Source organism: Achromobacter sp. FW305-C-28 (genome assembly GCF_058783235.1).
On the sequence record NZ_JBYSYL010000001.1, the window covers coordinates 843379 to 867100 of the forward strand.

25 protein-coding genes and 1 tRNA gene are annotated in these 23722 nt (G+C 65.7%); 15 read left to right on the forward strand and 11 right to left on the reverse strand.

Annotated elements, in window-relative coordinates; translation table 11 throughout:
• Positions 1 to 35: 35 nt before the first annotated feature.
• Positions 36 to 494 (reverse strand): Lrp/AsnC family transcriptional regulator, encoded by a 459-nt coding sequence (locus tag AC3WMR_RS03875; RefSeq protein ID WP_492262723.1) that lies wholly within the window; start codon positions 492 to 494, stop codon positions 36 to 38.
• Positions 495 to 573: 79 nt separating this feature from the next.
• Positions 574 to 1179, reverse strand: coding sequence for a hypothetical protein (locus AC3WMR_RS03880; protein WP_492262724.1), 606 nt, complete (start codon positions 1177 to 1179; stop codon positions 574 to 576).
• A 133-nt stretch (positions 1180 to 1312) separates the two neighbouring features.
• Between AC3WMR_RS03880 and AC3WMR_RS03885 the strand changes: the two genes are divergently transcribed.
• The gene (locus tag AC3WMR_RS03885) at positions 1313 to 1558 is read left to right on the forward strand and encodes a hypothetical protein (protein ID WP_025140270.1); all 246 of its coding nucleotides are present in this window, start codon (positions 1313 to 1315) and stop codon (positions 1556 to 1558) included.
• A gap of 215 nt (positions 1559 to 1773) precedes the next feature.
• Positions 1774 to 2028, forward strand: coding sequence for a hypothetical protein (locus tag AC3WMR_RS03890; RefSeq protein ID WP_232786612.1), 255 nt, complete (start codon positions 1774 to 1776; stop codon positions 2026 to 2028).
• Between the two features lie 54 nt (positions 2029 to 2082).
• On the opposite strand, the gene AC3WMR_RS03895 is transcribed toward AC3WMR_RS03890, so the two are convergent.
• Together AC3WMR_RS03895 and AC3WMR_RS03900 are read right to left on the reverse strand one after the other, a co-directional pair.
• Positions 2083 to 2655, reverse strand: a complete 573-nt coding sequence (locus AC3WMR_RS03895; protein ID WP_492262725.1) for a DedA family protein — start codon at positions 2653 to 2655, stop codon at positions 2083 to 2085.
• Positions 2652 to 4091, reverse strand: a complete 1440-nt coding sequence (locus AC3WMR_RS03900) for an aminotransferase-like domain-containing protein (protein WP_492262726.1) — start codon at positions 4089 to 4091, stop codon at positions 2652 to 2654. Before AC3WMR_RS03900 ends, AC3WMR_RS03895 begins: the two co-directional genes overlap by 4 nt.
• Positions 4092 to 4260: 169 nt before the next feature.
• Between AC3WMR_RS03900 and AC3WMR_RS03905 the strand changes: the two genes are divergently transcribed.
• The 4 genes from AC3WMR_RS03905 (at position 4261) to AC3WMR_RS03920 (ending at position 6870) form a co-directional block, all read left to right on the forward strand.
• Complete coding sequence (locus AC3WMR_RS03905; protein WP_492262727.1) at positions 4261 to 4641, forward strand: hypothetical protein; 381 nt, start codon at positions 4261 to 4263, stop codon at positions 4639 to 4641.
• 20 nt (positions 4642 to 4661) lie between these two features.
• A tRNA-Met gene (locus AC3WMR_RS03910) sits at positions 4662 to 4738 on the forward strand.
• A gap of 226 nt (positions 4739 to 4964) precedes the next feature.
• Positions 4965 to 5309, forward strand: a complete 345-nt coding sequence (locus tag AC3WMR_RS03915; protein ID WP_025140275.1) for a hypothetical protein — start codon at positions 4965 to 4967, stop codon at positions 5307 to 5309.
• Between the two features lie 304 nt (positions 5310 to 5613).
• Positions 5614 to 6870 (forward strand): TIGR03862 family flavoprotein, encoded by a 1257-nt coding sequence (locus AC3WMR_RS03920; protein WP_492262728.1) that lies wholly within the window; start codon positions 5614 to 5616, stop codon positions 6868 to 6870.
• A 38-nt stretch (positions 6871 to 6908) separates the two neighbouring features.
• Here the strand turns inward: AC3WMR_RS03920 and AC3WMR_RS03925 are convergent, their stop codons facing one another.
• Together AC3WMR_RS03925 and AC3WMR_RS03930 are read right to left on the reverse strand one after the other, a co-directional pair.
• Positions 6909 to 7307, reverse strand: a complete 399-nt coding sequence (locus tag AC3WMR_RS03925) for a hypothetical protein (protein WP_492262729.1) — start codon at positions 7305 to 7307, stop codon at positions 6909 to 6911.
• Between the two features lie 63 nt (positions 7308 to 7370).
• Positions 7371 to 7733, reverse strand: a complete 363-nt coding sequence (locus AC3WMR_RS03930; RefSeq protein WP_492262730.1) for a hypothetical protein — start codon at positions 7731 to 7733, stop codon at positions 7371 to 7373.
• Between the two features lie 172 nt (positions 7734 to 7905).
• Between AC3WMR_RS03930 and AC3WMR_RS03935 the strand changes: the two genes are divergently transcribed.
• The 5 genes from AC3WMR_RS03935 to AC3WMR_RS03955 all read left to right on the forward strand — a co-directional run bounded on the left by AC3WMR_RS03935 (position 7906) and on the right by AC3WMR_RS03955 (position 11940).
• Positions 7906 to 8037 (forward strand): entericidin A/B family lipoprotein, encoded by a 132-nt coding sequence (locus tag AC3WMR_RS03935; protein WP_025140279.1) that lies wholly within the window; start codon positions 7906 to 7908, stop codon positions 8035 to 8037.
• A 129-nt stretch (positions 8038 to 8166) separates the two neighbouring features.
• Positions 8167 to 8589 carry a BPTD_2524 family lipoprotein gene (locus tag AC3WMR_RS03940; RefSeq protein ID WP_492262731.1) on the forward strand — a complete coding sequence of 141 codons (423 nt, stop codon included), beginning with the start codon at positions 8167 to 8169 and terminating at the stop codon, positions 8587 to 8589.
• A 3-nt stretch (positions 8590 to 8592) separates the two neighbouring features.
• Positions 8593 to 9006, forward strand: coding sequence for a hypothetical protein (locus AC3WMR_RS03945; protein WP_025140281.1), 414 nt, complete (start codon positions 8593 to 8595; stop codon positions 9004 to 9006).
• A 100-nt stretch (positions 9007 to 9106) separates the two neighbouring features.
• On the forward strand, positions 9107 to 10399 hold the full coding sequence (locus AC3WMR_RS03950; protein ID WP_492262732.1) for an aspartate carbamoyltransferase: 1293 nt from the start codon (positions 9107 to 9109) through the stop codon (positions 10397 to 10399).
• 119 nt (positions 10400 to 10518) lie between these two features.
• Positions 10519 to 11940: a diguanylate cyclase gene (locus AC3WMR_RS03955; RefSeq protein WP_492262733.1), complete on the forward strand. Its 1422-nt coding sequence runs from the start codon at positions 10519 to 10521 to the stop codon at positions 11938 to 11940.
• 126 nt (positions 11941 to 12066) lie between these two features.
• Here AC3WMR_RS03955 and AC3WMR_RS03960 read toward each other — a convergent pair whose 3' ends face one another.
• Positions 12067 to 12966, reverse strand: coding sequence for a recombination-associated protein RdgC (locus AC3WMR_RS03960; RefSeq protein WP_025140284.1), 900 nt, complete (start codon positions 12964 to 12966; stop codon positions 12067 to 12069).
• A 151-nt stretch (positions 12967 to 13117) separates the two neighbouring features.
• Between AC3WMR_RS03960 and AC3WMR_RS03965 the strand changes: the two genes are divergently transcribed.
• Entirely contained in the window at positions 13118 to 13327 is a 210-nt protein-coding gene (locus AC3WMR_RS03965) for a hypothetical protein (protein ID WP_025140285.1), read from the forward strand.
• A 507-nt stretch (positions 13328 to 13834) separates the two neighbouring features.
• Here the strand turns inward: AC3WMR_RS03965 and AC3WMR_RS03970 are convergent.
• The 3 genes from AC3WMR_RS03970 to AC3WMR_RS03980 form a co-directional block, all read right to left on the reverse strand.
• Positions 13835 to 15496 carry an MFS transporter gene (locus AC3WMR_RS03970; protein ID WP_492262865.1) on the reverse strand — a complete coding sequence of 554 codons (1662 nt, stop codon included), beginning with the start codon at positions 15494 to 15496 and terminating at the stop codon, positions 13835 to 13837.
• A gap of 220 nt (positions 15497 to 15716) precedes the next feature.
• On the reverse strand, positions 15717 to 17093 hold the full coding sequence (locus AC3WMR_RS03975; protein WP_492262866.1) for a sensor histidine kinase: 1377 nt from the start codon (positions 17091 to 17093) through the stop codon (positions 15717 to 15719).
• 115 nt (positions 17094 to 17208) lie between these two features.
• Entirely contained in the window at positions 17209 to 17898 is a 690-nt protein-coding gene (locus AC3WMR_RS03980) for a response regulator transcription factor (protein ID WP_006393745.1), read from the reverse strand.
• 283 nt (positions 17899 to 18181) lie between these two features.
• On the opposite strand from AC3WMR_RS03980, the gene recA reads away from it, so the two are divergent.
• Together recA and recX are read left to right on the forward strand one after the other, a co-directional pair.
• A complete protein-coding gene (recA, locus tag AC3WMR_RS03985) occupies positions 18182 to 19243 on the forward strand; it encodes a recombinase RecA (protein ID WP_025140288.1) in 1062 nt (353 codons plus the stop codon).
• 160 nt (positions 19244 to 19403) lie between these two features.
• Positions 19404 to 20177, forward strand: coding sequence for a recombination regulator RecX (recX, locus tag AC3WMR_RS03990; protein WP_492262734.1), 774 nt, complete (start codon positions 19404 to 19406; stop codon positions 20175 to 20177).
• 114 nt (positions 20178 to 20291) lie between these two features.
• Here the strand turns inward: recX and AC3WMR_RS03995 are convergent, their stop codons facing one another.
• Positions 20292 to 21209, reverse strand: a complete 918-nt coding sequence (locus AC3WMR_RS03995) for a LysR family transcriptional regulator (protein WP_492262735.1) — start codon at positions 21207 to 21209, stop codon at positions 20292 to 20294.
• 184 nt (positions 21210 to 21393) lie between these two features.
• On the opposite strand from AC3WMR_RS03995, the gene metE reads away from it, so the two are divergent.
• Positions 21394 to 23691, forward strand: a complete 2298-nt coding sequence (gene metE, locus AC3WMR_RS04000) for a 5-methyltetrahydropteroyltriglutamate--homocysteine S-methyltransferase (RefSeq protein WP_492262736.1) — start codon at positions 21394 to 21396, stop codon at positions 23689 to 23691.
• Positions 23692 to 23722: the final 31 nt, after the last annotated feature.

A 23722-nucleotide genomic window follows, 5' to 3' on the forward strand; every position in this document is an offset into this window, starting at 1 on the left:
GGGCGCAAGGGGCGCCGGATGGCATCCGGCCAGGCTCAGGGAGCGCCGACCGCGCTGCGGCGGTCGACCTTGCGGCTGAGCACGATGGACGTCTGGGTCTGCTTCACGCCATCGATCAAGCCGATGCGGTCGAGCAGCGCGTCCAGCTGTTCGTGGGTCTCGCAGCGCAGGAAAATCAGGTAGTCGTATGGTCCGCTGACCGACGAGACCTCTTCGACTTCCGGCATTTTCTCGAGCTCGCGGATCACCGCCGCGGGCGTCTTGGGCAACACGCTGATGAAGCAGTAGGCGCGTACCGCGGCTTCTTCCAGCAGGCGTCCCAGGCGCACGCCATAGCCGGACACGATGCTCTCGCGTTCCAGTCGGGCGATGCGCGCCACCACGGTGGTGCGGGCCAGCCCCAGCTTGCGCGCCAGGATGGCGGCGGGCTCGCGGGCGTTGGCCTGCAACAGGCTGAGCAGCTGGCGGTCGATGGCGTCTAGGCGTTCGTTCATGCGCCCGACCATACAAGGGCGACGCGGCGCAAGTCAATGTGCCCGCGTGGGGTGTCCGCGCAAGCGGGCTCGCCGGGATTCAACCGTCGGACTCGGGCGGGATGCCGCCTTGGTAGACGCGGCCGTCGAACTCGAAGCGCGTGATGGTCTTGAATGCGGCATCGAAGACGCGATCCCGGCGCACCGGGTCTTGCGCCTGCGCGGCATCGAGCGTGAAGCGGCACAGGTCGGCGCCGCTGTCGTAGCGGGCGGCGCGCACCAGTTCGCTGACGCCGAATTCGTTGGCAAAGTGCGCGAACTCGCGCAGCTGCTCCATTTCGTGGAAGGCGCCGTGGTCGCTGACCAGGCGCATGCCGAACTTGCTTTCTTCTTCGGGGCTGGGGGCGGGGGCCGGCGGCGTCGGCGCGGCGGCGGGTGCACCATAGTCAAAGCGCGCGCCGGCATCGCGCATGGCGGCCAGCACGCGCTGCCATGCCGCCTCATCCAGCGCCAGCCGGGCGGCCATGGCAATCAGCCGTTGTCGGCCCAGGGTGCGCGGCTGCGGACCGCCAACATAGCTGGACCAGGGCGTGGCGTGGTCCAGTCCGGCCAGTTCGGTCATTTGCGCATCGCTGTAGCCCAGCCGTTCCTGCAAGCGCTGCAGCGACGCGGCATCCGGGGGCAGATAGTTCTGGATCGTCTTCATGGGCACGCTCCGGTTGCGCAGCGCCGTCCGGGCCGCGCTACGCTTCATGCTAGCGCGGGCGGCAGGGCTTGCCCAGCGGCCAGGCGCACCCATGCTAGGATTTGCGCCGACATCATTGCCAGGAGGCTTACCCATGGACACCCAGGAACAAATCGCGGTCATCGTGCACACCATCTCGCACCAGGGCGGCCGCATCGACGCGCTCAATTCGGCGTTGCTGACGATGCTGCATCTGGCCAAGGGTTCGCCCGGGCTGCGCGAAGCCATCGAAGCCCAGCTCGAACAGAACTACTCCAGCCTCTTGGCCCGTTCGGAAAATCCGCAGTACGTGGCGGGCTTCGAAAGCGTGCGCGACCAGGTCATCGCCGCCCTGAAGTAGGCCTTCGGCCGGCTGCCGCCGGCAAAGTTACCCACAACTTCTGTGGACAAGCCTTGGGATAGTGCGGGCATAGACAGCCTTTTTCCTTTGATTACAAGGGCTTGCAAAAGGCGATCAAAGGCCGCGCCAAATGGCTCTGTAACCGCCATGCCTGCGAGGCCGGCACGCACCCGCCAAGCCGGGTAATATGCGGCCCCATGCGGAATCAGTATCCATTGGAATACCGGAACAAGCCCCTGGCGGCGCGTGTTTCGGAAGCGGCAAAGCTGGCGGCGTTCGACCCCGGCAAACTTTCTCCCGAGGCGCGTGAAAGCTGGGAACGCCTGGGCCATGGCTTCAAGGCGTGGCACGACTTCGACCAGCGTCATCCCATCCTGCGGCGGCTGGCCCTGCTGCCGTTCATCGGCCCGCTGTATCGCAAGGCGCGGCGCCGCCACGTCATGCTGGCCAGCGGCAAGCTGGTGTTCTGAAACGGCGGGTCAGGAGCGGCCGACAAGGCGTGTCCACGGTCGGTCGGAATTCCGTCAGCCTTGCTCGCGCCGCCGCCGCGCATACAGGCGGTAGACCAGCCAGACCGCAATGCCGATGGCCGCGGCCACCGCCAGCTTGGTCTCAACGCCGTGCAAACGGCCCAGCATCGACTCGATGGTCTCGCCGAACACATAGCCCACCAGGCTGAAGCACACCGCCCAGATTGCCGCTGCAATGGCATTGAGCACCAGAAAACGCAGGGGCGACACGCGCGACACCCCCAGCGCAACCGGCCCCACCGTGCGCAGGCCATACAGGAAGCGCAGCGCCAGGATGAAGCCGTGCGGATAACGGTCGATGGCGGCCAGCGCCTTGCCAAATGCGGGCTGCGCGCGGATTCGCGCTACGAAGCGATGATCGCGGTAGCGCCGCCCCAGGTAGAACAGCGCCTGGTCGGCCAGGAATGAACCGGCGAATGCGCACAGCATGACGTAGGGCAGATGCAGCAAGCGCTGGTGCGACAGGAAGCCCGCCAGCACCACTACGCTTTCGCCTTCGAGCAGGGTGCCGCCAAAGACCGCCCACAGGCCGTAGTCGACGATGAACTGGTGCAGGTGCGGATTCATGCGGGGCGCTCGCCGACGATGCGCGCCAGGGTGCCCAGCGCTTGCGCGATGTCCGGCGTGTGCCGCTGGCCGCAACTGATGCGCAGGAAGTGGTTGTAGCGGGTGCTGTTGGAAAACATTGCGCCCGGCGCGACGCGGATGCCTTGCTTGAGCGCGGCTTCGAACACGTCCAGCCCTGAGCGCCCTTCGGGCATTTCCACCCACAGCAGCATGCCGCCCTTGGGCACGCTCAAGCGCGTGCCGCGCGGGAAGTGCGCCGCGATGATTTCGGCGGTCTGGTCGCGCTGGGTCTTCAATTGCCGGCGCAATCGCGCCAGGTGCCGGTCGTAGGCGCGCGAGCCCAGGTAGTCGGCCACTGCGATCTGCGCCAGCGGTTCGTTAGGCCGGCTTTGCGCGAATTTCAGCATGGCGATGCGGGCCTTCCAGCGGCCGCCCAGCAGCCAGCCCAGCCGCATGCCGGGCGCCAGTGTCTTGTGCAGCGACGAGCAGTAGATGACGTTGCCGGTCGGGTCCCAGGACTTGGCGGCGGCCAGGGGCGTGTCGTCGTCGGTCAGTGCGCCATAGGTGTCGTCTTCGATCAGCGGCACCTGCTGGCGCTCGCATAGCGCCACGAGGCGGGCCTTTTCGGCGTCAGGCATGACGCAGCCCAGCGGGTTCTGGAAGTTGGGTACGACCACGACCGCGCGGATGTTGCCGTGCGTCTGGAAGGCCAGGTCCAGCGCTTCGATGGACAGGCCGTGCTGCGGGCTGGTGGGAATTTCCAGCGCACGCATGCCAAGGCTTTCCAGTATCTGCAGCAGGCCGAAATAGGTGGGTGATTCGACCGCGATGGTATCGCCCGGGCGCGCCACGGCGCGCAGCGCCAGGTTCAGGGCCTCGATGCAGCCGTGCGTCACGATGACGTCGTCGGGGGTGGCATTGATGCCGTTGGCCAGCGCGCGGCGCGCCAGCACGGTGCGCAGATCCGGATGACCTTGCGGCGGCACCGGGCTGACCAGCACCTGGGGCGATTGCCGCAGCGTGCGGATCATGGCCTGTTTCAGGTCTTCCATCGGGTAGGCGTCCGGCAGCGCCGCGGCCAGCGCAAAATTCGCACTGACCGGATGGGCCTCGCACTTGGCCACGAAGTCCGAGACCCGGTCATGGATGCCGACGTATTGCGCGGCACCCAGGGTCTGGCGAATATCCGGTTCGTCTACGGGCGGGATGCTGCTGCGGCGCGGCTTGAGTACGAAGTAGCCGGAGCGCGGGCGGGCCTCGATCAGGCCGTCGTCTTCGAGCAGTCGGCAGGCCTGCAGGGCGGTGGACAGGCTGACATGATGGGTACGCACCAGCGTGCGCACCGACGGCATGCGTTGCGCCGGGGCCAGGACCCCCGTCTGGATGGCGCGCCGGTAGTGGTTGGCCAGGCGTAGATAGAGCGGTTGCGGTTCCATGCGCCGATCATGCTCCCCTAGGTTGGTGTGAGGGTAGGCACAGATTCACGCAAAGTACACCAGAACAGCGTCAAAATCGAGAGTCTGCATCGGTACAGAAAGCCGGATTGTGTGGCTGTTGCGCAAAGCAGGGGGCTCGTAGGCTACAGGGGTCAGATTGGAGATGACCATGGCCCTTTTTCCCGCCCCAGAATTGCCCGCCCAGCGGTTTGAAATCCTGTCCGGCGCCACCCGGCAACTACACCTGCGCGGCGGCGCGACGGTCGTGTGCGTCAGTGGCAGCCTGCTCGTCGTCGAGCCGCCTTATCGCTCGGAAGTGCCGCCAGGCCGGCATTTGCCGCCGCCGGTCCGCTTGAATGCGGGCGAAAGCTACGCCGTGCCGCAAGGCGGTCCGCTGATGCTGACGGCGCTTGGCCGATCGCAGGCGATCTGCCTGGATGTTCCCCGCGCGGGGCAGCGTTTCTGGGCACTCGCCCGAGGTGTTTTTCGGGCCGTCAGCAAAAATAATCGGCGAAATGGCCTGGGTGCGCTGCACAAGATTTCAAAATGATGTATGATTCACACATCAGACGCGGGGTGGAGCAGTCTGGCAGCTCGTCGGGCTCATAACCCGAAGGTCGTAGGTTCAAATCCTGCCCCCGCAACCAGTTTCAAGCAGTCCCTGGCCCCATCGGCAATGTGCTTTTATAGCCTGCCCAGGGTGCCACGAAAAAAAACCGCGACACAGGTCGCGGTTTTTTTTCGCCCCCTCCTTGCCTTGCATCAAGTCATCGTTCCAGCCCGGAGTTTCCCTGGGTTTTGCGGCCGCACAGTCGCCGGACGCTGCGCTACCATGGGCTACGCGCGCTAGTTCGCCGCACTCGAGGAGGGTCCATGGGCACAGCAAAATACGATCATCCCGGCTACGTGGCCGATACCGGCACCGAAGGCAAGTATCACGTGGGCATCTGGTGCCCGCATGGCTATCCGGCCCACATCCATATCGGCCGACCGGCCGAACGGGGCGATCCCCAGGCGTTGTTGCGGCTGCGTATCCCCGACGGGGTATTCCAGTCGCTGCCAGATGATCCCGAAACCCTGTGCCGCCGGGCGCTGGGCCAGGCGTTGGGCGCGGGGCTGTTGCGGTCGGTCTCGGTCGATGGCGAATACCAGGAACTGCGTTTTCAGCTCGACGCCGAACCCTGGTCGGGGCCAATGCAGGCCGCGGGCAACGCCTAGCCGGCGCAAGTTACCCACAGCGATTGTGGACAAGCCTTGGGATAGTCGCTGTGCATGTCGTAATATCCCTGTAATATCAAAGGCTTGTATCCATCGATGAATAAATGCCCCATTCGGGGCATTTTTTTGTCCCATCGGGGTGATCGGGGCGGCGCCCCAGGCTCGCGTGCGACAATCGCTGCCCCGGCGGCACCGACCGCCTTGGTACTGCCGCCTTGAGTATTTCCCCGTTGGTAATTCCCACTCGCTTCTCCATGTCTTTGCACCCGCATCCGTCCATCGACTGCGCCCAGGCGGCGACGCCATGAGCATCTCCCCCAAGCGCGTCGCCGTCATCGGCGGCGGCCCCGCTGGCTTGATGGCGGCCGAAGGCCTGGCCGCGCAGGGGCTGGCGGTCGACGTGTATGACGCCATGCCGTCGGTGGGCCGCAAGTTCCTGATGGCCGGCCGGGGCGGCCTGAACCTGACGCACAGCGAGGCTGCCGCGCCGTTCCTGGCTCGCTATGGCGACCGCGCCGCGCACGTCGAACCCTGGCTGCGCTTGCTGGATGCCGATGGCCTGCGTGAATGGGCGCGGCAACTGGGCATCGAGACCTTTGTCGGTTCGTCCGGCCGCGTGTTTCCGTCCGAGATGAAGGCGGCGCCCTTGCTGCGTGCCTGGCTGACCCGGCTGCGCGCCAGCAGCGTACGTTTTCACATGCGTCATCGCTGGCTGGGCTGGCCCGCCACGATCGCGCCCTCGGCGTCCGATCTACGCTTTGATACGCCGCAGGGCGAACGCAGTGAAACGGCCGATGCCGTGGTGCTGGCGCTGGGCGGCGGCAGCTGGGCCAAGCTGGGTTCGGACGGCGCCTGGCTCCCCGGGCTGGCGGCGCACGGGGTCGATGTAGCGCCGTTGCGCCCGGCCAATTGCGGTTTCGACGTGGCCTGGTCCGAACATTTTCGTGAACGTCATGCCGGGCAGCCGGTCAAGTCCGTGGCGATGCGCGCGGTCGGCGCGACTGGCCCCGGCCGCGTCCGCCAGGGGGAGTTCGTGGTGACTGAAAACGGCATCGAGGGCAGCCTGGTGTATGCCTTGTCGGCGCCGCTGCGCGACCAGATCGACGCCGCGGGGCACGCCATTGCGCTGCTGGATCTGGCGCCGGACTGGACGCCGGCAAAGGTGATGGCCGCGGCGACGCATCCGCGCGGCGCGCGGTCCATGTCCAGCCATCTGCAGAGCCGGTTGGGGCTGACAGGGGTCAAGGCGGGACTGTTGCGCGAATGTGCGGGGGCGGATGATTTTCGCGATGCTGAGCGGCTGGGTGGGCTGATCAAGGCGTTGCCCATCAGGCTGGTGCGGGCGCGGCCCATCGACGAGGCCATCAGCACGGCCGGCGGTGTGAGCTTGCAGGCGGTGACGGCCGGGCTGATGCTGCATTCGGCGCCTGGCGTCTTTTGCGCGGGTGAAATGCTGGATTGGGAAGCGCCGACGGGCGGCTATCTGCTGACCGCGTGCATGGCCAGCGGCAGCGTCGCGGCGCGGGGCGTGGCGGATTTCCTGGCGGGCGCCAGTGCGTGAGGCTGGGGGGCGGATCCGGGGGCAGCGAAATGCCGGGCTCAGGAGCCGCTGGGGTAAGGCTGTACGCCCAGGCCTGGGCGCGGCAGTTCATTGACGACGTGGCCCACGACGAGGCCGCCGTCCGGTTGCGCGACGATGCCGATGACTCGGGTGATGGCGCTGGCGGGCATGCTGGCATCCTGGCCGGGGTCCTGCACCAGTTGCCAGATCTTGGCCTCGCCTGAAGGCATTTCGGCGTCGGCCGCTTCCGAGGCATCCAGACAGCTGCGGGCGAATACAGACCAGTCAGAAGCGCTGCAAGGCAAGCCGTGCGCGGTGGCCAGGCGAGCCAACGCCAGAGGCGCATCCGCCTGGCCGGCAGCGTGCTGGGCGGCAGCACCCAGCGACACGTCCAGCGACAGCAAGCGGAGGAACTCTACGACATTGTCTGTATTCATTGTGCGGTCTCCCTCGTTTGAGCTGTTCTGGCTGACCACCGGCGGCACGCGCCGGATGAGGGGTCAGCCGGGTCCTTGTCCAAGCATCGCGACCAGCGATTGTTTCAGGCGCGCCGAGAAAATGGGTACCGTATGCGAAACGCCATTGCGGTCGACGCCTTCCTTGAGCTGGACCGATTGGCCCAGGAAAATCTCGGGTGCCGCGGCAATGCCGTTGTAGCGCGCCAGCAGGTCATCGACCTGTTCCTGCGCGTCGGCCAGCGTGCTGCTGTCGGCCAACTGGCCCGCGGCATGGTTCTGCAAGATACGGTGCAGATCGTCGATGAAGAGCGCCAATGCGGCTTGCCCGCGGCATTGCGGCTGTTCCCAGCCCCACGCCTGCGGCGAGCCGCCATCGTTGTTTTCCGATAGGTGTTTCTTGGTCATTTGCGAATCCTAATCCATTGCCGGCAAATAGGCGACAAGCGCGCAGCGCCTTGCGGTGTGACCATTCGGTCGCACGCAGGCCGCGGCGGCGCGGGCAAGAGGACCACCCTGCGCAAACGGCGGCCTTTGCGGTATGCTGGCTTCGGTTTCCACGCCTCGATAGGAGATGCCCATGAAGAACAAAGTCATTCTTGTCATGATGCTTTCGATTGCCGCCCTGACGGCGGGGTGCAATACCGTTGCAGGTGCCGGCAAGGACATCCAGCGCGGCGGCGAGAAAATCGAGGGCGCCGCCAACAAGTAGGGGCGTCCAGCTGTCCGCGCGCCCCTGGCGCCGCAAAGGCCACGCAGAAATGTTCCGGCATTTCGGGCGTGGCCTTTTTACGGCCGCTGGCATAATCGCGGGAATCCGAATCTGAAGGCAGGAAGAATCATGCGCAAGTCTGTATGGGTGGGCGTCACGTTGATGGCAGTGCTGGCCGGCTGCGCCAGCAAGGGCGTCTACGAGTCCGATACCGTGCTGAAGGAAACGTTCAGCGTGGACACCAATTACCAGGCGGCCTTCCGCCGCGCCGGCGAATACGTGCGTACCTGCCACGTCAATGTGCAGCACCCGTACAACGTGGCCTATGCCTGGCGCCACACCATCGGCGAAAAGGGCGCGCCCGACGAGGTGCAGGTCTACAAGGTGGGCGAGCCCGCCACGGTGCTGGAACTGGTGTCGGCCGAGTCCGACGGCCCTGCCAAGTCCAACGTCACCGTCACGGTCCTGGGCCAAGGCCGCTGGGACGCCGCTGAAATCGCCGCCGCCCGCGCCTCGATCCAGAGCGCCACGCCGGTCTGCCGCAAGGGCTGATCCATGGACCCCCGCGCCCAGCAGATCCGCGCCGCCGGCATGCCGTTCGCGCTGCTGGCTGGCGCCTTTCGGTTCCTGGGCTGGTTGAACGGCGCCGCGGCGCTGGGCCTGGCGGCGTTTTCGCTGGGCATGGTGGGCGGCGACATCGCCGCCCCCGATCTGCAATTACCCCTGTTCCTGTTGCTGGCCGGCCTGCTGACGGCCTGCCTGGGGGCCATGTTCGGGTATCTGGCGCAGGTCAGCCTGTTGCGCCAGGGCTACAACGGCCGGGTGACGCGCGGGCACCTGCCGGCGCAGACGCTGGCCCTGCTGTGCTATGTGGCCAGCGCCTTGGCATTCTGCGCCGGCTGCTGGCTGGCGGCCGGGCAGGCCGCCGCGGACGCCTCGCCCCACATGACCACGTACGCTCGCCGATAAAAACAACGGGTAAACCCGTGTGCGCAAAAGTGTTGGACTTGCACTTGCGTTGGGAATAATATGCGCAGTGCGTATATAAACCCTTTATCCGGGACCTGTCATGACCATTTCCCAGCAAGCTTTCCTGCGCGACGCGATGCGACGCCTGAACCTCACGCGCGACGTGTTCGCGACCCGGATCGGCGTCAAGCGCCGCGCACTGGACACCTGGCTGCTGCCTGAGGGCTCGCAGGAATTCCGCGCCATGCCGGAAGTGGTGCAGCGCTTCGTCAGCGAAATCGTGCAAAACGGGGTATTGCTCGAAAAGTATACGCAAAGCGTACAAGATGGCCCGCTGCGCGATCGAATTGCGGTGGAAGGCAAGAACCAGTTGCTGTCGGTGGACCAATTCACCCGGGAATCGGTCGAAGACCTGTTCCGCGTGGCCGACATGATGCAGCCCATCGCGCGCCGCCAGAAGGTATCGCGCGTGCTCGAAGGCGCCGTGCTGGGCAACCTGTTCTTCGAGGCCAGCACCCGTACCCGCGTCAGCTTCGGCTCGGCATTCTGCCGCCTGGGCGGCTCGGTGTGCGACACCACGGGCTTCACGTTCTCGTCGATGGCCAAGGGTGAATCCATCTACGACACCAGCCGCGTCATGAGCGGCTACGTGGATGCCATGGTGATCCGCCACCCCGAGCAGGGCTCGGTCGCGGAATTCGCGCGCGCCACCAACATTCCGGTGGTCAACGGCGGCGACGGCCCTGGCGAACACCCCAGCCAGGCCTTGCTGGACCTGTACACCATCCTGACCGAGTTCTCGCGCCTGGGCAAACTGCTGGACGGCGCGCACATCGCCATGGTCGGTGACCTGAAGTACGGCCGCACGGTGCACTCGCTGATCAAGCTGATGGCGCTGTACAAGAACGTCAAGTTCTCGCTGGTGTCGCCCAAGGGCCTGGAAATGCCCTCGTACATCATCGAGCAGGCTAGCCGCAACGGCAACATCATCGAGCAGAAGACGACGCTGGCCGAAGGCCTGGCTGGCGCCGACGTCATCTACGCGACGCGGGTGCAGAAAGAGCGTTTCGCCAACGAAGAAAACGAAGGCTACACGCCCGATTTCCAGATCAACCGCGCCATCATCGACGCGTATTGCAGCCCCGACACCATCGTCATGCACCCGCTGCCGCGCGACAGCCGTCCGGGCGCCAACGACCTGAGCGTGGACCTGAACCACGATCCGCGCCTGGCGATCTTCCGCCAGACCGACAACGGCATTCCCATCCGCATGGCCATCTTCGCGGTGCTGCTGGGCGTGGAAGGGCTGGTGCAACACTCGCTGCGCGACGTGACGTGGCAGCATCCGTCGCACGTCGGTCCTGACGATTCGGTGTTCCACGGTCTGGAATAAACCGCACGGGGTGGCGCCGCTGCGGCGGCGCGCCCGCGATTTCAAGCATAATCCGCGCTGGTTTTTCCTGTCGCGTGTCGCTCCGAGACACGCCATGGAGTCTTCGGTCGGATGGTTTTATGTCTTCGATGAGTCGCGCGGTTCCGTCGTCCCCTGATCCTGCCGGTCAGGCCTGCTATCTCAGCGCGTCCAATGCGCAGGCCTGGCAGGCAGTCTATTCGTCGGTGGATGCCTACACCCGCGGCCAGGTCGCCGCGGTGGTGTCCGACAGCGCCCACGCCCTGGTGGATGCCTTCTATTCCACCTTGCTGGCCGATGCCGAAGCCGGCCCGCGCCTGTCGCACGAAATCGTCTCCAGCCGCCTGCACAAGGGCATGAAACACTGGCTCAAGGGCCTGTTGTGCGTGCGCGAGCAGGGCGACATTGCCGCACTGATGGCCACGCAGAAAAAGGTCGGCGAAGTGCATGCGCGCGTGCACATTCCGATCCACCTGGTGATGGCCGGTGCGCGCATCCTGAAGAACGAAATCGCACAACGCCTGCGCGCCAGCGACCTGGACGGCACGGCGGCGTCGATCGCGACCCAGTACGTCTGTAATCTCTTCGACCTGGCGATCGAGCAGATGAGCCGCGCCTTCATGCGCGACATCAACCGCGGCGCGCGCAACGACGAGGCCTACCGGCTGTTCGCGCTGGGGCAGAACATCTCGACCGAACGCGAACGCCAGCGCGCCGCCCTGCTCGAATGGAGCCAGGCCGTGCTGATCGGCCTGCATTACCGCGCACCTGAACAGGTATTGCCGCGATTGGCGGCGTCCGAATTCGGCCTGTGGCTGCAGCACAAGGGCGGCGTGCTGTTCGAGAGCGCGCCGGCGCTGGGCCAGATCACCGAGGCCGTATCGCGGCTGGACGACGTGGTGTTGCCGCGCTTGTTGCTGGGGGGGCAGGCAGACCTGCCGTCGCTGCCCGACCAGGTGCGGGAATTGCAGGAACTGGTGGCGCGCATCAAGCACCTGCTCAACGGCCTCTTTGACATGGTGGCGGAAATCGAAAGCGGCAGCGATCCGCTGACCAATGTGCTGAACCGTCGCTTCCTGCCGTCGGTGATCGGGCGCGAGATCCTGATTGCCACGCGCGAGCATTCGGCGTTTTCGGTGCTGCTGCTGGATATCGACCATTTCAAGGCCATCAACGACCAGTACGGGCACTCCGGCGGCGACCAGGTGCTGCGCCAGTTTGCCGAAGTGGTGCACCAGTCGTGCCGGTCCAGCGATTTCGTGTTCCGTTACGGCGGCGAAGAATTCCTGGTAGTGCTGGTGGACACGGCGCGCGATGCCGCGCTGGCGGTGGCCGAGAAGCTGGGCGCCGAAATCCGCCGGCATGCGTTCAGCATTCCCGAGGCGGCTGCGCTGCGCATCACAACCAGCATCGGCGTGGCGACGTTTGACGGCCACCCTGACTACGCCTACCTGATCGACCGCGCCGACAAGGCGCTGTACCAGGCCAAGCAGGGCGGCCGCGACCGCAGCGTTGCGGCCTAGGGCTGGCCGGGTCGAGTGCGGTCTGGTCTGGCGCGCGCGACGCTGCGCTTTCCCGCCGCCACAGCATGAAAAAGGCCGCCCGGAATGGAGCGGCCCGATAAGGCAAAGCCAGGTCGGTCCGGCGCCTTAGATCTTCTTTTCGCCGCCGAGGGCCTCGACCAGTTCGGCCAGCATCTTGGCCAGCTCGCCCGTCATGAGCATCATGTCGGAATCGAACTTTTCGTCGTCGTTGGTGGCCATGTTGTCGTTGCCTTCCTTGAGGACGTCCAGGGGGGCAACGCGCTTGACGTCCAGGCCTTCGGTCAGCACGAACGAGATGCGGTCGGCCCAGGTCATGGCCAGGCGCGTGCACTGCTTGCCCGACTGGATGTGGCGGCGCACGTCGTCGGCGTCGATCGAGTGCTTGACGTAGCGGATGGCCGCGCCGCTTTCGCCGGACGAACGCAGTTCGGTGTCCTGGTCGATGCTGAAGTTGGACGGCGCTTCGTCTTCGGCCAGCCAGCCGGTCATGGCCGAGGCGGGGGACTGCGCGACGTACAGGTTTTCGAGCGGGAACGGGTCCACGCACTTGGCCAGGAGGCCGATGACTTCGTCGGCCTTGGCCGAGGCGGCGGCGTCGATGACCAGCCAGTGGTTCTGCGGGTCGATCCAGACGCGGGTGTCGCGGTAGACGCTGAAGGCGCGCGGCAGGAGCTCGTCGGTGACGCGTTCCTTGATTTCCTTCATCTGCTTGCGGCCGGGCTTGTAGCCTTGCTGCTCTTCGATTTCCTGGGCGCGGGCCTTGGCGACCTGGTTCACGACCGTGCTGGGCAGCAGTTTCTTCTCGGCGCGCAGGTTGAGCAGGATCTGCCCGCCCACGACGTGGGCCAGGCCCCCGTTTTCGCGCGGGGGCACCCAGCCCAGGCTTTGCATTTCGAGGTTGTTGCCGGCTTGGTAGGCATGCCGCGCAAGCGTTTCTTCAAGCTGCTCGCCGGTCAGGGTCCACGGCGAGGAGAGGCGGTAAATCTTGAGATTCTTGAACCACATGAGCGTCGGCCAAAAGGGTAGATTCTATACGACCCTGGCCGCTTTGCCGCAGCGGTGCAATACGATGGGGCGAGGCGACACGTTCTGTCACTGACACATGCCCGGCCTTGCGGTAACGTCCGCGGCAACCGTGTGCAAGAGGAGAGAAAGCATGAAAGTCGTCGGCGCTATCCTGATCGTGCTGGGCATTGCCGCTTTGGCCTACAAGGGCTTCAGCTACAAGTCCGAGGAAACCGTGCTGCAGGTGGGTTCGGTCAAGGCCACGGCCGAAACCGAGAAGTCCGTGCCGATCCCCATGTGGGCCGGCATCGCGGCTATCGTGGCGGGCGTGCTGGTCATCGGCGTCGGCATGCGCCGCTAAAGCGCGCCTTCGCGTCATCCCGGGCGGCCGATTCGTCGGCCGCTTTTTTTGTGCGCGGCTGCGCACTCTCAAAAAAAAAGCGGCCCGGCTCAATGAAGGCCGGGCCGGTACGGGAGCACACAATACCGCGTCATAAAAGGCTCGCGGGGAACGCGGTATCGGTGTCAGAACACTAGCCCTGCAACCGCCTGACAGGGGGATCAATCGCCAGGCGACTAGGCGCAAGGCCGTAATCTGAGGCGCCAGTCTAATAGCCAAGGTCTGACAGCGTCCTGAAAACGTGCGCCTTTACGCAAGTAGGGAAGGCCGGGCTTGCAGGACAACGCCTCGCTAGAATAGCCACCCGGCCGCCCGGCCGCCCGAAGGCCGGGTAGCCCCCTCGGGGGGCAGCAAGCACGCGTAGCGTGCGCGGCGTGGGGGCATCCATTCAGGCAAAAAAAAAGCTCCCTGGGGAGCTTTTGAAAGGCCGGGTAGGCGCAGCAGTCCCACCCGGCGGGGGATGGTCGTTTAGGCGTTGATGTCGTTGTCCTTGGATTCGCGCACGAACAGCGTGCCGATGACCAGGGTCATGACTGCGATGATGATCGGGTACCACAGGCCGTCGTAGATGTTGCCGGTGGCGGCGACGACGGCGAAGGCGACCGGGGGCAGGAAGCCGCCGAACCAGCCGTTGCCGATGTGGTACGGCAGGCTCATCGAGGTGTAGCGGATGCGGGTCGGGAACATTTCCACCAGCATGGCCGCGATCGGGCCGTACACCATGGTCACGTAGATCACCAGGATGGTCAGCAGCACGACGACCATGACGTTGTTGCTTTGCGCCGGGTCAGCCTTGGCGGGGTAGCCATGGCTGCGGATCGCGGCGGTCAGGGCCTTGTCCAGTTCGGCGGCCTTGGCCTTGAAGTCGGCGGGCGCCATGGTCTTGCCGTCGAACGAGGCGAACTCGTCGTTGCCGATCTTGACCTTGGCGACCGAGCCGGCGGGGGCCGCTTCGTTCTTGTAGTTCACCGAATTGCGGGCCATGAACGACTTGACCACGTCGCAAGAGCTGGTGAACGAGGCCGTGCCCACGGGGTTGAACTGGAACGAGCAGGTGGTCGGGTCGGCAATGACCGTGACCGGGGCGCTGGCCTGGGCTTTTTCAAGCGCCGGGTTGGCGAAGTGCGTGATGCCCTGGAAGATCGGGAAGTAGGTCGCCGCGGCGATCAGGCAGCCGGCCATGATGATGGGCTTGCGGCCGATCTTGTCCGACAGTGCGCCGAAGATCACGAAGAACGGGGTGCCGATCAGGAGCGCGATGGCGATCATGATGTTGGCCGTGTTGGCGTCGACCTTCAGCGTCTGCGTCAGGAAGAACAGCGAGTAGAACTGACCCGTGTACCAGACCACGGCCTGGCCGGCGGTCAGGCCCAGCAGCGCCAGGATCACGACCTTCAGGTTCTTCCACTGGCCAAACGATTCCTTGATCGGGGCCTTCGAACCCTTGCCTTCTTCCTTCATGCGCTTGAAGGTGGGGGATTCGTTCAACTGCAGGCGGATCCACACCGAGATGCCCAGCAGGATGACCGAGATCAGGAACGGAATGCGCCAGCCCCAGGCCTTGAAGTCATCTTCGCCGAGGTAGGTGCGGATGCCCAGGATGATCAGCAGCGACAGGAACAGGCCCAGGGTCGCGGTGGTCTGAATCCAGGACGTGTAGAAGCCGCGGCGGCCATGCGGCGCGTGTTCGGCCACGTAGGTGGCGGCGCCGCCGTATTCACCGCCCAGCGCCAGGCCTTGCAAGAGGCGCAGGATGATCAGGATGGCGGGAGCAGCCATGCCGATGCTGGCGTAGCTGGGCAGCACGCCCACCAGGAAGGTGGACAGGCCCATCAGCACGATGGTGACCAGGAACGTGTATTTGCGGCCGACCAGGTCGCCCAGGCGGCCGAACACCAGTGCGCCGAAGGGGCGCACCGCGAAGCCGGCGGCAAAGGCCAGCAGCGCAAAGATGAAGCCTGCGGTGGGGTTCACGCCCGAGAAAAAGTGCTGGGCGATGATGGCCGCCAGCGAACCGTAAAGATAAAAGTCGTACCACTCGAACACCGTGCCCAGCGACGAGGCAAAGATGACGCGGCGTTCATCCTTGGTCATCGGGCGCGGTTCCGCGGATGGACCGCGACCTGCCATGGTAGTTGTGCTCATGATGTCTCCTCGATTTTTTCTGGCCGGCGGTTTTCCGCCGTGCGTCACCCTCCGCCGGCGAGACCGACATCGAGCTATGCGCAAGGTTGGGGCGCGAGGCTGACGAGGTTCTGACGGGACCCTTACCTGAATCTTAAAATTGAAACTAAATATAACTTTCCCTGGGGCGGCTAGGGATAGTCCTTAGGCGGGCAGGGCGGGCGCGCTAGGCGTCCAGGTCGTCCGCAGGTTCGGAATAGAGCGGGAACACCACCCGGATACGGGTGCCCGGCAGGTCGGAGTGCGGGGTCGGGTGGTCGCTGATGAACACGGTCGCCTGGTGCTTCTGGGCGATCTCCCTGACGATGGCCAGGCCCAGGCCGCTGCCGTCCGACAGCGTGCCCAGCACGCGGTAGAAGCGGTCGAACACGCGTTCGCGCTCGTCGGGTGCGATGCCGGGGCCGGAATCCTCGACTTCCAGGATGCCCTGGCCGTCCTGGCCCAGCACCCGCACCGTGATGTGGCCGCCGCGCGGCGTATAGCGCAGCGCGTTGTCCACCAGGTTGTTCAGCAATTCGGCCAGCAGTAGCGGGTTGCCATTGATCAGCACCGGGGTTTCCGAGCCTTCGAAGCCCAGGTCGGTGCTGAGCGACAGCGCCTGCGGCACCCAGTGCATGGCCTGCTCGTAGGCAATGGCGTTCAGGTCGGTGGCGGCCAGGCCGATGGCGCTGGGGTTCTCGGCGCGCGCCAGCAACAGCAATTGGTTCACCAGGCGCGTCGCGCGCTCGGAGCCGGTCACCAGCTGGCGCAGGCTGGACTGCATTTCTTCGGGACTGGCGTCGCGCAGGGCCAGCTCGGCCTGCGTGCGCAGGCCGGCCAGCGGGGTCTTCAGTTGGTGCGCGGCGTCGGCGACGAAGCGGCGCTGCGCCTGCACGTTGGCCGACAGGCGATCCAGCAAGTCGTTCATGGCCGCCACCAGCGGCGCGATTTCGGATGGCGCGGCGCGTTCGTCGATGGGCGACAGGTCGTCGGGCCGGCGCGCCCGTAGTCGCTGCTGCAGGGCGTTCAGCGGCGCGACGCCGCGCGACAGCCCGAACCACACCAGCAGCACCGCGATCGGCAGCACCACGAACTGCGGAATGATCACGCCCTTGATGATGTCGTTGGCGAGTTGGGTGCGCTTTTCGACCGTCTCGGCCACGATCAGCAGCGCGGGCTGGGTATTGGGCAGGTTCAGGTCGACCCAGGTGTAGGCCAGGCGGATGCCGAAGCCGCGCAGGGTGTCGTCTTCGTACTGCACTTCACCGGGGCGCGGCTGGCCGACCGAGGCGGGCAGCGGCAAGGCGCGGTCGCCGCCCAGGTATTCGCCGCGGCTGCCCAGGGCCAGCCAGAAGACGCTGTCGGTCTCGTCGGCGCGCAGCACCTCGCGCGCCGGATCGGTCATGCGCAGCACCGCGCGGCCGTCCTGGGCATGTACCTGGCGGGTCAGCACGTGCAGGTTGTTGGCCAGCGCCCGGTCGTAGGGCACGTTGGCGATGTTCTGCGCCACCACGTAAGTGATGGCCACGCTCATGGGCCACAACAGGAACAGGGGCGCCAGCATCCAGTCCAGGATCTCGCCCAGCAGCGAGCGCTGCGGCGGCGCGAAGCTGGGGCCGCGGGCGCCGGCCCGCATGACATCCAGCGCTTCCTGGTTGAGCGCCTCCGGGTGGGCAGGCTCAGCTTGCGAGGTACGCCGCACCCTGGTCCCGTTCAAGGCAATAGCCCAGGCCGCGCACCGTCACGATCTTCACGCCGCTGGGTTCCAGCTTCTTGCGCAGGCGGTGCACGTAGACTTCGATGGCGTTGGTGCTGACTTCTTCGCCCCATTCGCACAGGTGGTCGACCAGTTGGGTCTTGCTGACCATGCGGCCGCTGCGGGTCAGCAGGATCTCGAGCAGGCTGACTTCGCGCGCGGACAAGTCCAGCGTCTGGTCATCGACCATGGCCACGCGGCCGGTCTGGTCGAACACCAGCCTGCCGTGCTTGAGCAGCGTGGCGCCGCCCCCGGCGCCGCGGCGGGTCAATGCCCGCACGCGGGCCTCGAGTTCGGACAGCGCGAAAGGCTTGGCCATGTAGTCGTCGGCGCCCAGGTCCAGGCCTTTGACGCGCTGCTCGATGCTGTCGGCGGCGGTCAGGATGAGAACGGGCAGGGCGGAATTGCGCGCTCGCAGGCGGCGCAGCACTTCAAGCCCGGCCAGTTGCGGCAGGCCGAGGTCCAGGATGAGCAGGTCGAAGGCCTGGGCCGCCAGGGCGGAATCGGCGGCCAGGCCGTCGCGTACGGCGTCGACCGCGTAGCCGTTGTGGCGCAGCGAGCGTGACAGGCCGTCGGCCAGAATGCTGTCGTCTTCGGCGATCAGGATACGCATGGGCTGCTGAAAAATAAGGAAATCCGGCATCGCGCACCGGGCGCGCGCTGGCCGCCGGGGGCACGGAGCCCTGGGGCGGGAGGCCCGGCGGGCAAAGGGGACATATCGCCGGGGGTATCCGCGATTCTGTCACAGGCGACCTGGCTTGCCCACTCAGGGAATACGTGGAAAACTCTGGCACACTGGTTTTTTGTACAGTACAATCCGATGCCATAATCTGCGCTATCCGAAATCTCTCGACAACCCCGTACCGCGCCCCGATACGTTACAGACAGGACTCTACATGGACGACAAAACCACCAAGGCCGCCGCTTCGGAAAAAGCCAAGGCGCTTGCCGCCGCGCTTTCGCAGATCGAAAAGCAGTTCGGCAAGGGCTCGATCATGCGCTATGGCGACAACGAGGTCTCGCATGACATCCAGGTGGTGTCCACGGGGTCGTTGGGGCTGGATATCGCGCTGGGCGTCGGCGGTTTGCCGCGGGGCCGCGTGGTTGAAATCTACGGTCCGGAATCCTCGGGCAAGACCACGCTGACCCTGCAAGTCATTGCCGAAATGCAGAAAATCGGCGGCACCTGCGCCTTCGTCGACGCCGAACACGCGCTGGACGTGCAGTACGCCAACAAGCTGGGCGTCAACCTGACCGACCTCTTGATCTCGCAGCCGGACACGGGCGAGCAGGCGCTGGAAATCACCGACGCCCTGGTGCGTTCGGGTTCGGTCGACCTGATCGTCATCGACTCGGTCGCGGCCCTGGTGCCCAAGGCCGAAATCGAAGGCGAAATGGGTGATTCGCTGCCGGGCCTGCAGGCCCGCCTGATGAGCCAGGCGCTGCGCAAGCTGACCGCCACCATCAAGCGCACCAATTGCATGGTCATCTTCATCAACCAGATTCGCATGAAGATCGGCGTCATGTTCGGCAACCCCGAAACCACCACCGGCGGCAACGCGCTCAAGTTCTACGCCTCGGTGCGCCTGGATATCCGCCGCATCGGCTCCATCAAGAAGGGCGACGAGGTCGTCGGCAACGAAACCCGCGTCAAGGTCGTCAAGAACAAGGTGGCGCCCCCGTTCAAGCAGGCCGAGTTTGACATCATGTATGGCGCCGGCATCTCGCGCGAAGGCGAAATCATCGACCTGGGCGTGGCCGCCAACGTGGTGGACAAGTCCGGCGCGTGGTACAGCTACAACGGCAACCGCATCGGCCAGGGCAAGGACAACGTCCGCGAATACCTGAAAGAGCACAAGGAAATCGCGATCGAAATCGAAAACCGCGTTCGCGAAAACCAGGGCATCGTCAGCCGCGCCGCTGAATTCGTCCCCACCGCGGAAGACGACGCCGAGTAAATCGTTCGGTAATCCGTCGCCAGGCCCCGATGCCGGGTACTGGCTTCGCCGCCGGGCTGACCTGCCCGGCGGCCAGCGGCAGGCTCCCATGCTTTCGGTCTCTACGTTTCAGGGGCCGGCATGAGAGACCTGCCGCTGGCACTTAGCAAGCAGGAAGCGCATGAGCTGGAAACCCTCCGCCGCGTCCGCTGACCGCCTACGCGCCAAGCTGGACGACGAATTCGAAACCGTGGCCAAGCCCGAAGGCTTGCGCCGCACGTCGGACGCACGGCGCGGGGCGGATGCGGCCGGCCAGGGCAGCGACGACGCGCCGCCCGATCAATGGCAGCGCAGCTCTGAAATGCGGGCGGCGGGCCGCAAGGGCGCGTCCGGCCGATACGGCTCGCGCGCACGTTCTGCTCGAGAGGGAGAGGCTTCAGGCCGCGAACCGTCGGGCGGCGAACCGTCGGGCGGCGACCCGTCCGATCCCCCCCGCAAAGCCAAGGCCCCGCCAAAGGGGCCGTCCTTGAAGATGCGTGCCGTGGGGTATCTGTCGCGGCGCGAGCATGCCCGCGAAGAGCTGGCTCGCAAGCTGGCCCCCCATGCCGAAGATCCGACCGAAGTCGACACCGTGCTAGACGCGCTGGAAAAGGAAGGCTGGCTGTCCACCGAACGCTTTGCGCAAAGCCTGGTGCACCGGCGCGCCTCGCGCCAGGGGGCGGCCCGCATTGTCCAGGAACTGCGTCAACACGGCGTGGACGACAACCAGGTGGCCGAACTGCGCGAACAGCTGCGCGCCACGGAATACGACCGCGCGTTGGAAGTCTGGAAAAGAAAGTTCGACGCCAAGCCTGAAGATCGCGCGGCCTATGCCAAGCAGGCGCGCTTTCTGGCCAGCCGCGGCTTTGCGCACGATGTCATTCGCCGCATCCTGGGGGCGGGCGACGACGAATAGGGCTGCATTGCGGCTTACCGTCGGAACACGCCATTGCCGGACCGCCGGACCGCCGGAACCCCGGACTGAGGGCAACGGGTTCGTGGTGCGATGGCCCCGCGTACGCCGCTGCCCTTACTTCGCCGACTTGATGCCGCTGAGCGTCTTGAAGCAGACGTCGCGGGTCAGCGTCAGGAATTCATCAATATAGGACGCGTCCGTGTCTTCGCTGCGCACGGTGGCGTACAGCGTGCGCCAGACGCCCTGCGGCCCCAGGCGGCACTGGCGCAGCCAGCCCTGGTTCATGTATTCGGTCAACGCCCAGTTGGGCAGGGCGGCCACGCCCCGGTTGCTGGCGACCAACTGCACGATGATCGGCGTCAGTTCGGCCTTGCGGATGGCGGCGGGTTCGACGTCGGCCGGGTCCAGGAAGGCCGTGAAGACATCCAGGCGCTGCTTGTCCACCGGGTAGGTGATGAGCGTCTGGTCGGCCAGTTGGTCGGGCATGACAAACTTGCTGCCGGCCAGCGGATTGGACTCGGACACGGCCAGCACCAGCTCGTACCTGAAGAGCGGCAGGTATTGAACGGCATCCAGCGGCTGCGGGTCGGACGTGATCACCAGGTCCAGATCCCCCCGTACCAATGCCGGCAGGGGGGCGAAGGAAAACGCCGCCGACAGGTCCAGCGCAACATCCGGCCATTGCACGCGGAAAGCGTCCAGCGCCGGCATCAACCACTGAAAGCAGGAATGGCAATCGATCGCCAGGTGCAGGCGGCCGGTACGGCCAGCGGCCAGGCGCTGCAGTTCGCGCTCGGTGGCGCGCATGCGCGGCAGCACTTCGTCGGCCAGGGCCAGCACGCGCAGGCCTGCCGTGGTCAGCCGGGCCGGGCGGGTGCGGCGATTCAGCAGCGGTGTGCCCAGCCGGGTTTCCAGGTCGCGCAATTGGTGCGACAGCGCGGATTGGGTCAGGTGCAGGCGCTCGGCGGCTTCCTGCAGGCTGCCGCCTTCACGGATGGCGGTCAGCGTTTCTAGGTGGCGGATTTCCAGCATGCGGGCGGTATGTAGGGCAGGGCTAGCCGGCGCGGCGGGGGCTCCCAACCCCAGGGGGTGGGAATGAACTTATATTGTATGAGATTTTCTCATCTTATGAATGTAGACATTGATTTTGATTCATTTTGATTTGGCGGCAGAATGGCCTTCACATGAACAAATTTTGTCGAACAACGGGATAGTCATGACTAAGATTCATAATTTGGGTTTCCCCCGCATCGGGGCCCACCGCGAGTTGAAGCGCGCTGTCGAAGCCTATTGGGCCGGCAAGCAGACCGCCGAAGCGTTGGAGCAGACGGGCCGCGACCTGCGCGCCCAGCACTGGAATCTGCAGGCCGCCGCCGGCCTGAAATTCGTGCCCGTGGGCGATTTCGCCTGGTACGACCAGATCCTGGAATGGACCACGCTGCTGGGCGCCGTGCCTGCGCGCTTCGGCCAGAAAGACAACGAACCGGTGTCGCTGGACACCCTGTTCCGCATGGGCCGTGGCCGTGCGCCGTCGGGCAAGCCCGCCGCCGCCTGCGAAATGACCAAGTGGTTCGACACCAACTACCACTACATCGTGCCGGAACTCGTTCCCGGTCAGGCCTTCCGCATCGCGCGCGAATCGCTGTTCGAGCAGGTCCAGGAAGCGCAGGCGCAAGGCTATGCCGTCAAGCCGGTCATTCCGGGCCCGCTCACTTGGCTGTTCCAGGGCAAGGGCGACGCGTTCGCCGCGGGCGCCGCCGATCCGGCCAAGCTGCAATTGCTGGCCAACCTGGTGCCGGTGTACGAAGACGTGCTGGCTCGGTTTGCCAAGCTGGGCGTGGAATGGGTGCAGATCGACGAGCCGATCCTGGCGCTGGACCTGCCGCAAGCCTGGCGCGACGCCTTCAAGCAGGTATACGCCACGTTGTCGTCCAGCCCGGTGAAGCTGCTGATCGCGACGTACTTCGACGGCCTGAAGGACAACCTCGCCACGACGCTGGGTCTGCCGGTTGCCGGCCTGCACGTGGATCTGGTCCGCGCGCCGGAGCAACTGGCCGACGTGGTGGCCGGCCTGGGCGCCGACAAGGTGCTGTCCGCCGGGGTGATCAATGGCCGCAACATCTGGCGCACCGACCTGGACGCGGCGATCGCCATGCTGGCGCCGATCAAGCAACAACTGGGCGAACGCCTGTGGCTGGCGCCGTCGTGCTCGTTGCTGCATGTGCCGGTGGACCTGGCCAACGAAACTGAACTGGACGCCGAACTCAAGAGCTGGTTGTCGTTCGCCGCGCAGAAGCTGCAAGAGCTGAGCCTGTTGGGCCGCGCCCTGGACAGCGCCACGGAACCGTCGGTGCAGGAAGGCCTGGTCAAGCAGCGCGCCGCGCTGGCGGCTCGCCGTTCGTCGGCCCGCATCCACAACCCGGCCGTGGCCCAGCGCATGGCCGCATCGGCCAGCGTGTCGCGCGATCGCGCGCCGTTCGCCGGCCGTATCGCTCGTCAACAGGAAGAGCTGGGCCTGCCCGCCTATCCGACCACCACCATCGGATCGTTCCCGCAGACCGCCGAAATCCGCGCGTTGCGTCGCGACTGGAAGTCGGGCGCGCTGACGGACTCGGCCTACGAGACCGCCATCCGCAAGGAAATCGAGGAAGTGATCCGCTTCCAGGAAAAGGTGGGCCTGGACGTCCTGGTGCACGGCGAACCCGAGCGCAACGACATGGTGGAATACTTCGGCGAGCTGCTGGCCGGCTTTGCCTTCACCAAGAACGGCTGGGTGCAGAGCTACGGCTCGCGTTGCGTCAAGCCACCGATCATTTTCGGCGACGTGGCCCGCCCCGCGCCGATGACGGTGGGCTGGTCGTCGTATGCGCAGTCGCTGACCGACAAGCCGGTCAAGGGCATGCTGACCGGCCCGGTCACCATCCTGCAGTGGTCGTTCGTGCGTGACGACCAGCCGCGCGAACAGACCTGCCGCCAACTGGCGCTGGCCCTGCGTGACGAAGTGGTGGACCTGGAAGCCGCCGGCATCAGCGTCATCCAGATTGACGAGCCGGCCATTCGCGAAGGCCTGCCGCTGCGCCGCGCCGACTGGCAGGCGTACCTGGACTGGGCCGTGGATTGCTTCCGCCTGTCGACCGCCGGCGTGCGCGACGAGACGCAGATCCACACTCACATGTGCTATTCGGAGTTCAACGACATCATCGAATCCATCGCGGCCATGGACGCCGATGTGATCACGATCGAGACGTCGCGCTCCAACATGGAATTGCTCAAAGCGTTCGAAGACTTCCGTTATCCGAACGACATTGGCCCTGGCGTCTACGACATCCACTCGCCCAACGTGCCCGAAGTGGGCTGGATGGTCGGCCTGATGGAAAAAGCCGCTGCCCGCCTGCCCAAGGAGCGCCTGTGGGTCAACCCGGATTGCGGCCTGAAGACGCGCGCCTGGCCCGAAACCGAAGCCGCCCTGATCGGCATGGTGCAAGCCGCCCGCACGCTGCGCAACGCCGCATAATCACGCCGCATAAGAAGCGCGCGGCCAATCG

Bases quoted from the DNA above. Each gene is read 5' to 3' on its own strand.
- AC3WMR_RS03970 (WP_492262865.1), bottom strand. From the start codon at position 15,496: ATGGCAGGTCGCGGTCCATCCGCGGAACCGCGCCCGATGACCAAGGAT.
- AC3WMR_RS03975 (WP_492262866.1), bottom strand. From the start codon at position 17,093: ATGCTGGCGCCCCTGTTCCTGTTGTGGCCCATGAGCGTGGCCATCACT.
- recX (WP_492262734.1), top strand. From the start codon at position 19,404: ATGAGCTGGAAACCCTCCGCCGCGTCCGCTGACCGCCTACGCGCCAAG.
- AC3WMR_RS03995 (WP_492262735.1), bottom strand. From the start codon at position 21,209: ATGCTGGAAATCCGCCACCTAGAAACGCTGACCGCCATCCGTGAAGGC.
- AC3WMR_RS03945 (WP_025140281.1), top strand. From the start codon at position 8,593: ATGGACCCCCGCGCCCAGCAGATCCGCGCCGCCGGCATGCCGTTCGCG.
- AC3WMR_RS03875 (WP_492262723.1), bottom strand. From the start codon at position 494: ATGAACGAACGCCTAGACGCCATCGACCGCCAGCTGCTCAGCCTGTTG.
- AC3WMR_RS03940 (WP_492262731.1), top strand. From the start codon at position 8,167: ATGCGCAAGTCTGTATGGGTGGGCGTCACGTTGATGGCAGTGCTGGCC.
- metE (WP_492262736.1), top strand. From the start codon at position 21,394: ATGACTAAGATTCATAATTTGGGTTTCCCCCGCATCGGGGCCCACCGC.
- AC3WMR_RS03900 (WP_492262726.1), bottom strand. From the start codon at position 4,091: ATGGAACCGCAACCGCTCTATCTACGCCTGGCCAACCACTACCGGCGC.
- AC3WMR_RS03885 (WP_025140270.1), top strand. From the start codon at position 1,313: ATGGACACCCAGGAACAAATCGCGGTCATCGTGCACACCATCTCGCAC.
- AC3WMR_RS03980 (WP_006393745.1), bottom strand. From the start codon at position 17,898: ATGCGTATCCTGATCGCCGAAGACGACAGCATTCTGGCCGACGGCCTG.
- AC3WMR_RS03915 (WP_025140275.1), top strand. From the start codon at position 4,965: ATGGGCACAGCAAAATACGATCATCCCGGCTACGTGGCCGATACCGGC.
- AC3WMR_RS03965 (WP_025140285.1), top strand. From the start codon at position 13,118: ATGAAAGTCGTCGGCGCTATCCTGATCGTGCTGGGCATTGCCGCTTTG.
- recA (WP_025140288.1), top strand. From the start codon at position 18,182: ATGGACGACAAAACCACCAAGGCCGCCGCTTCGGAAAAAGCCAAGGCG.
- AC3WMR_RS03895 (WP_492262725.1), bottom strand. From the start codon at position 2,655: ATGAATCCGCACCTGCACCAGTTCATCGTCGACTACGGCCTGTGGGCG.
- AC3WMR_RS03955 (WP_492262733.1), top strand. From the start codon at position 10,519: ATGTCTTCGATGAGTCGCGCGGTTCCGTCGTCCCCTGATCCTGCCGGT.
- AC3WMR_RS03960 (WP_025140284.1), bottom strand. From the start codon at position 12,966: ATGTGGTTCAAGAATCTCAAGATTTACCGCCTCTCCTCGCCGTGGACC.
- AC3WMR_RS03935 (WP_025140279.1), top strand. From the start codon at position 7,906: ATGAAGAACAAAGTCATTCTTGTCATGATGCTTTCGATTGCCGCCCTG.
- AC3WMR_RS03905 (WP_492262727.1), top strand. From the start codon at position 4,261: ATGGCCCTTTTTCCCGCCCCAGAATTGCCCGCCCAGCGGTTTGAAATC.
- AC3WMR_RS03950 (WP_492262732.1), top strand. From the start codon at position 9,107: ATGACCATTTCCCAGCAAGCTTTCCTGCGCGACGCGATGCGACGCCTG.
- AC3WMR_RS03920 (WP_492262728.1), top strand. From the start codon at position 5,614: ATGAGCATCTCCCCCAAGCGCGTCGCCGTCATCGGCGGCGGCCCCGCT.
- AC3WMR_RS03880 (WP_492262724.1), bottom strand. From the start codon at position 1,179: ATGAAGACGATCCAGAACTATCTGCCCCCGGATGCCGCGTCGCTGCAG.
- AC3WMR_RS03930 (WP_492262730.1), bottom strand. From the start codon at position 7,733: ATGACCAAGAAACACCTATCGGAAAACAACGATGGCGGCTCGCCGCAG.
- AC3WMR_RS03925 (WP_492262729.1), bottom strand. From the start codon at position 7,307: ATGAATACAGACAATGTCGTAGAGTTCCTCCGCTTGCTGTCGCTGGAC.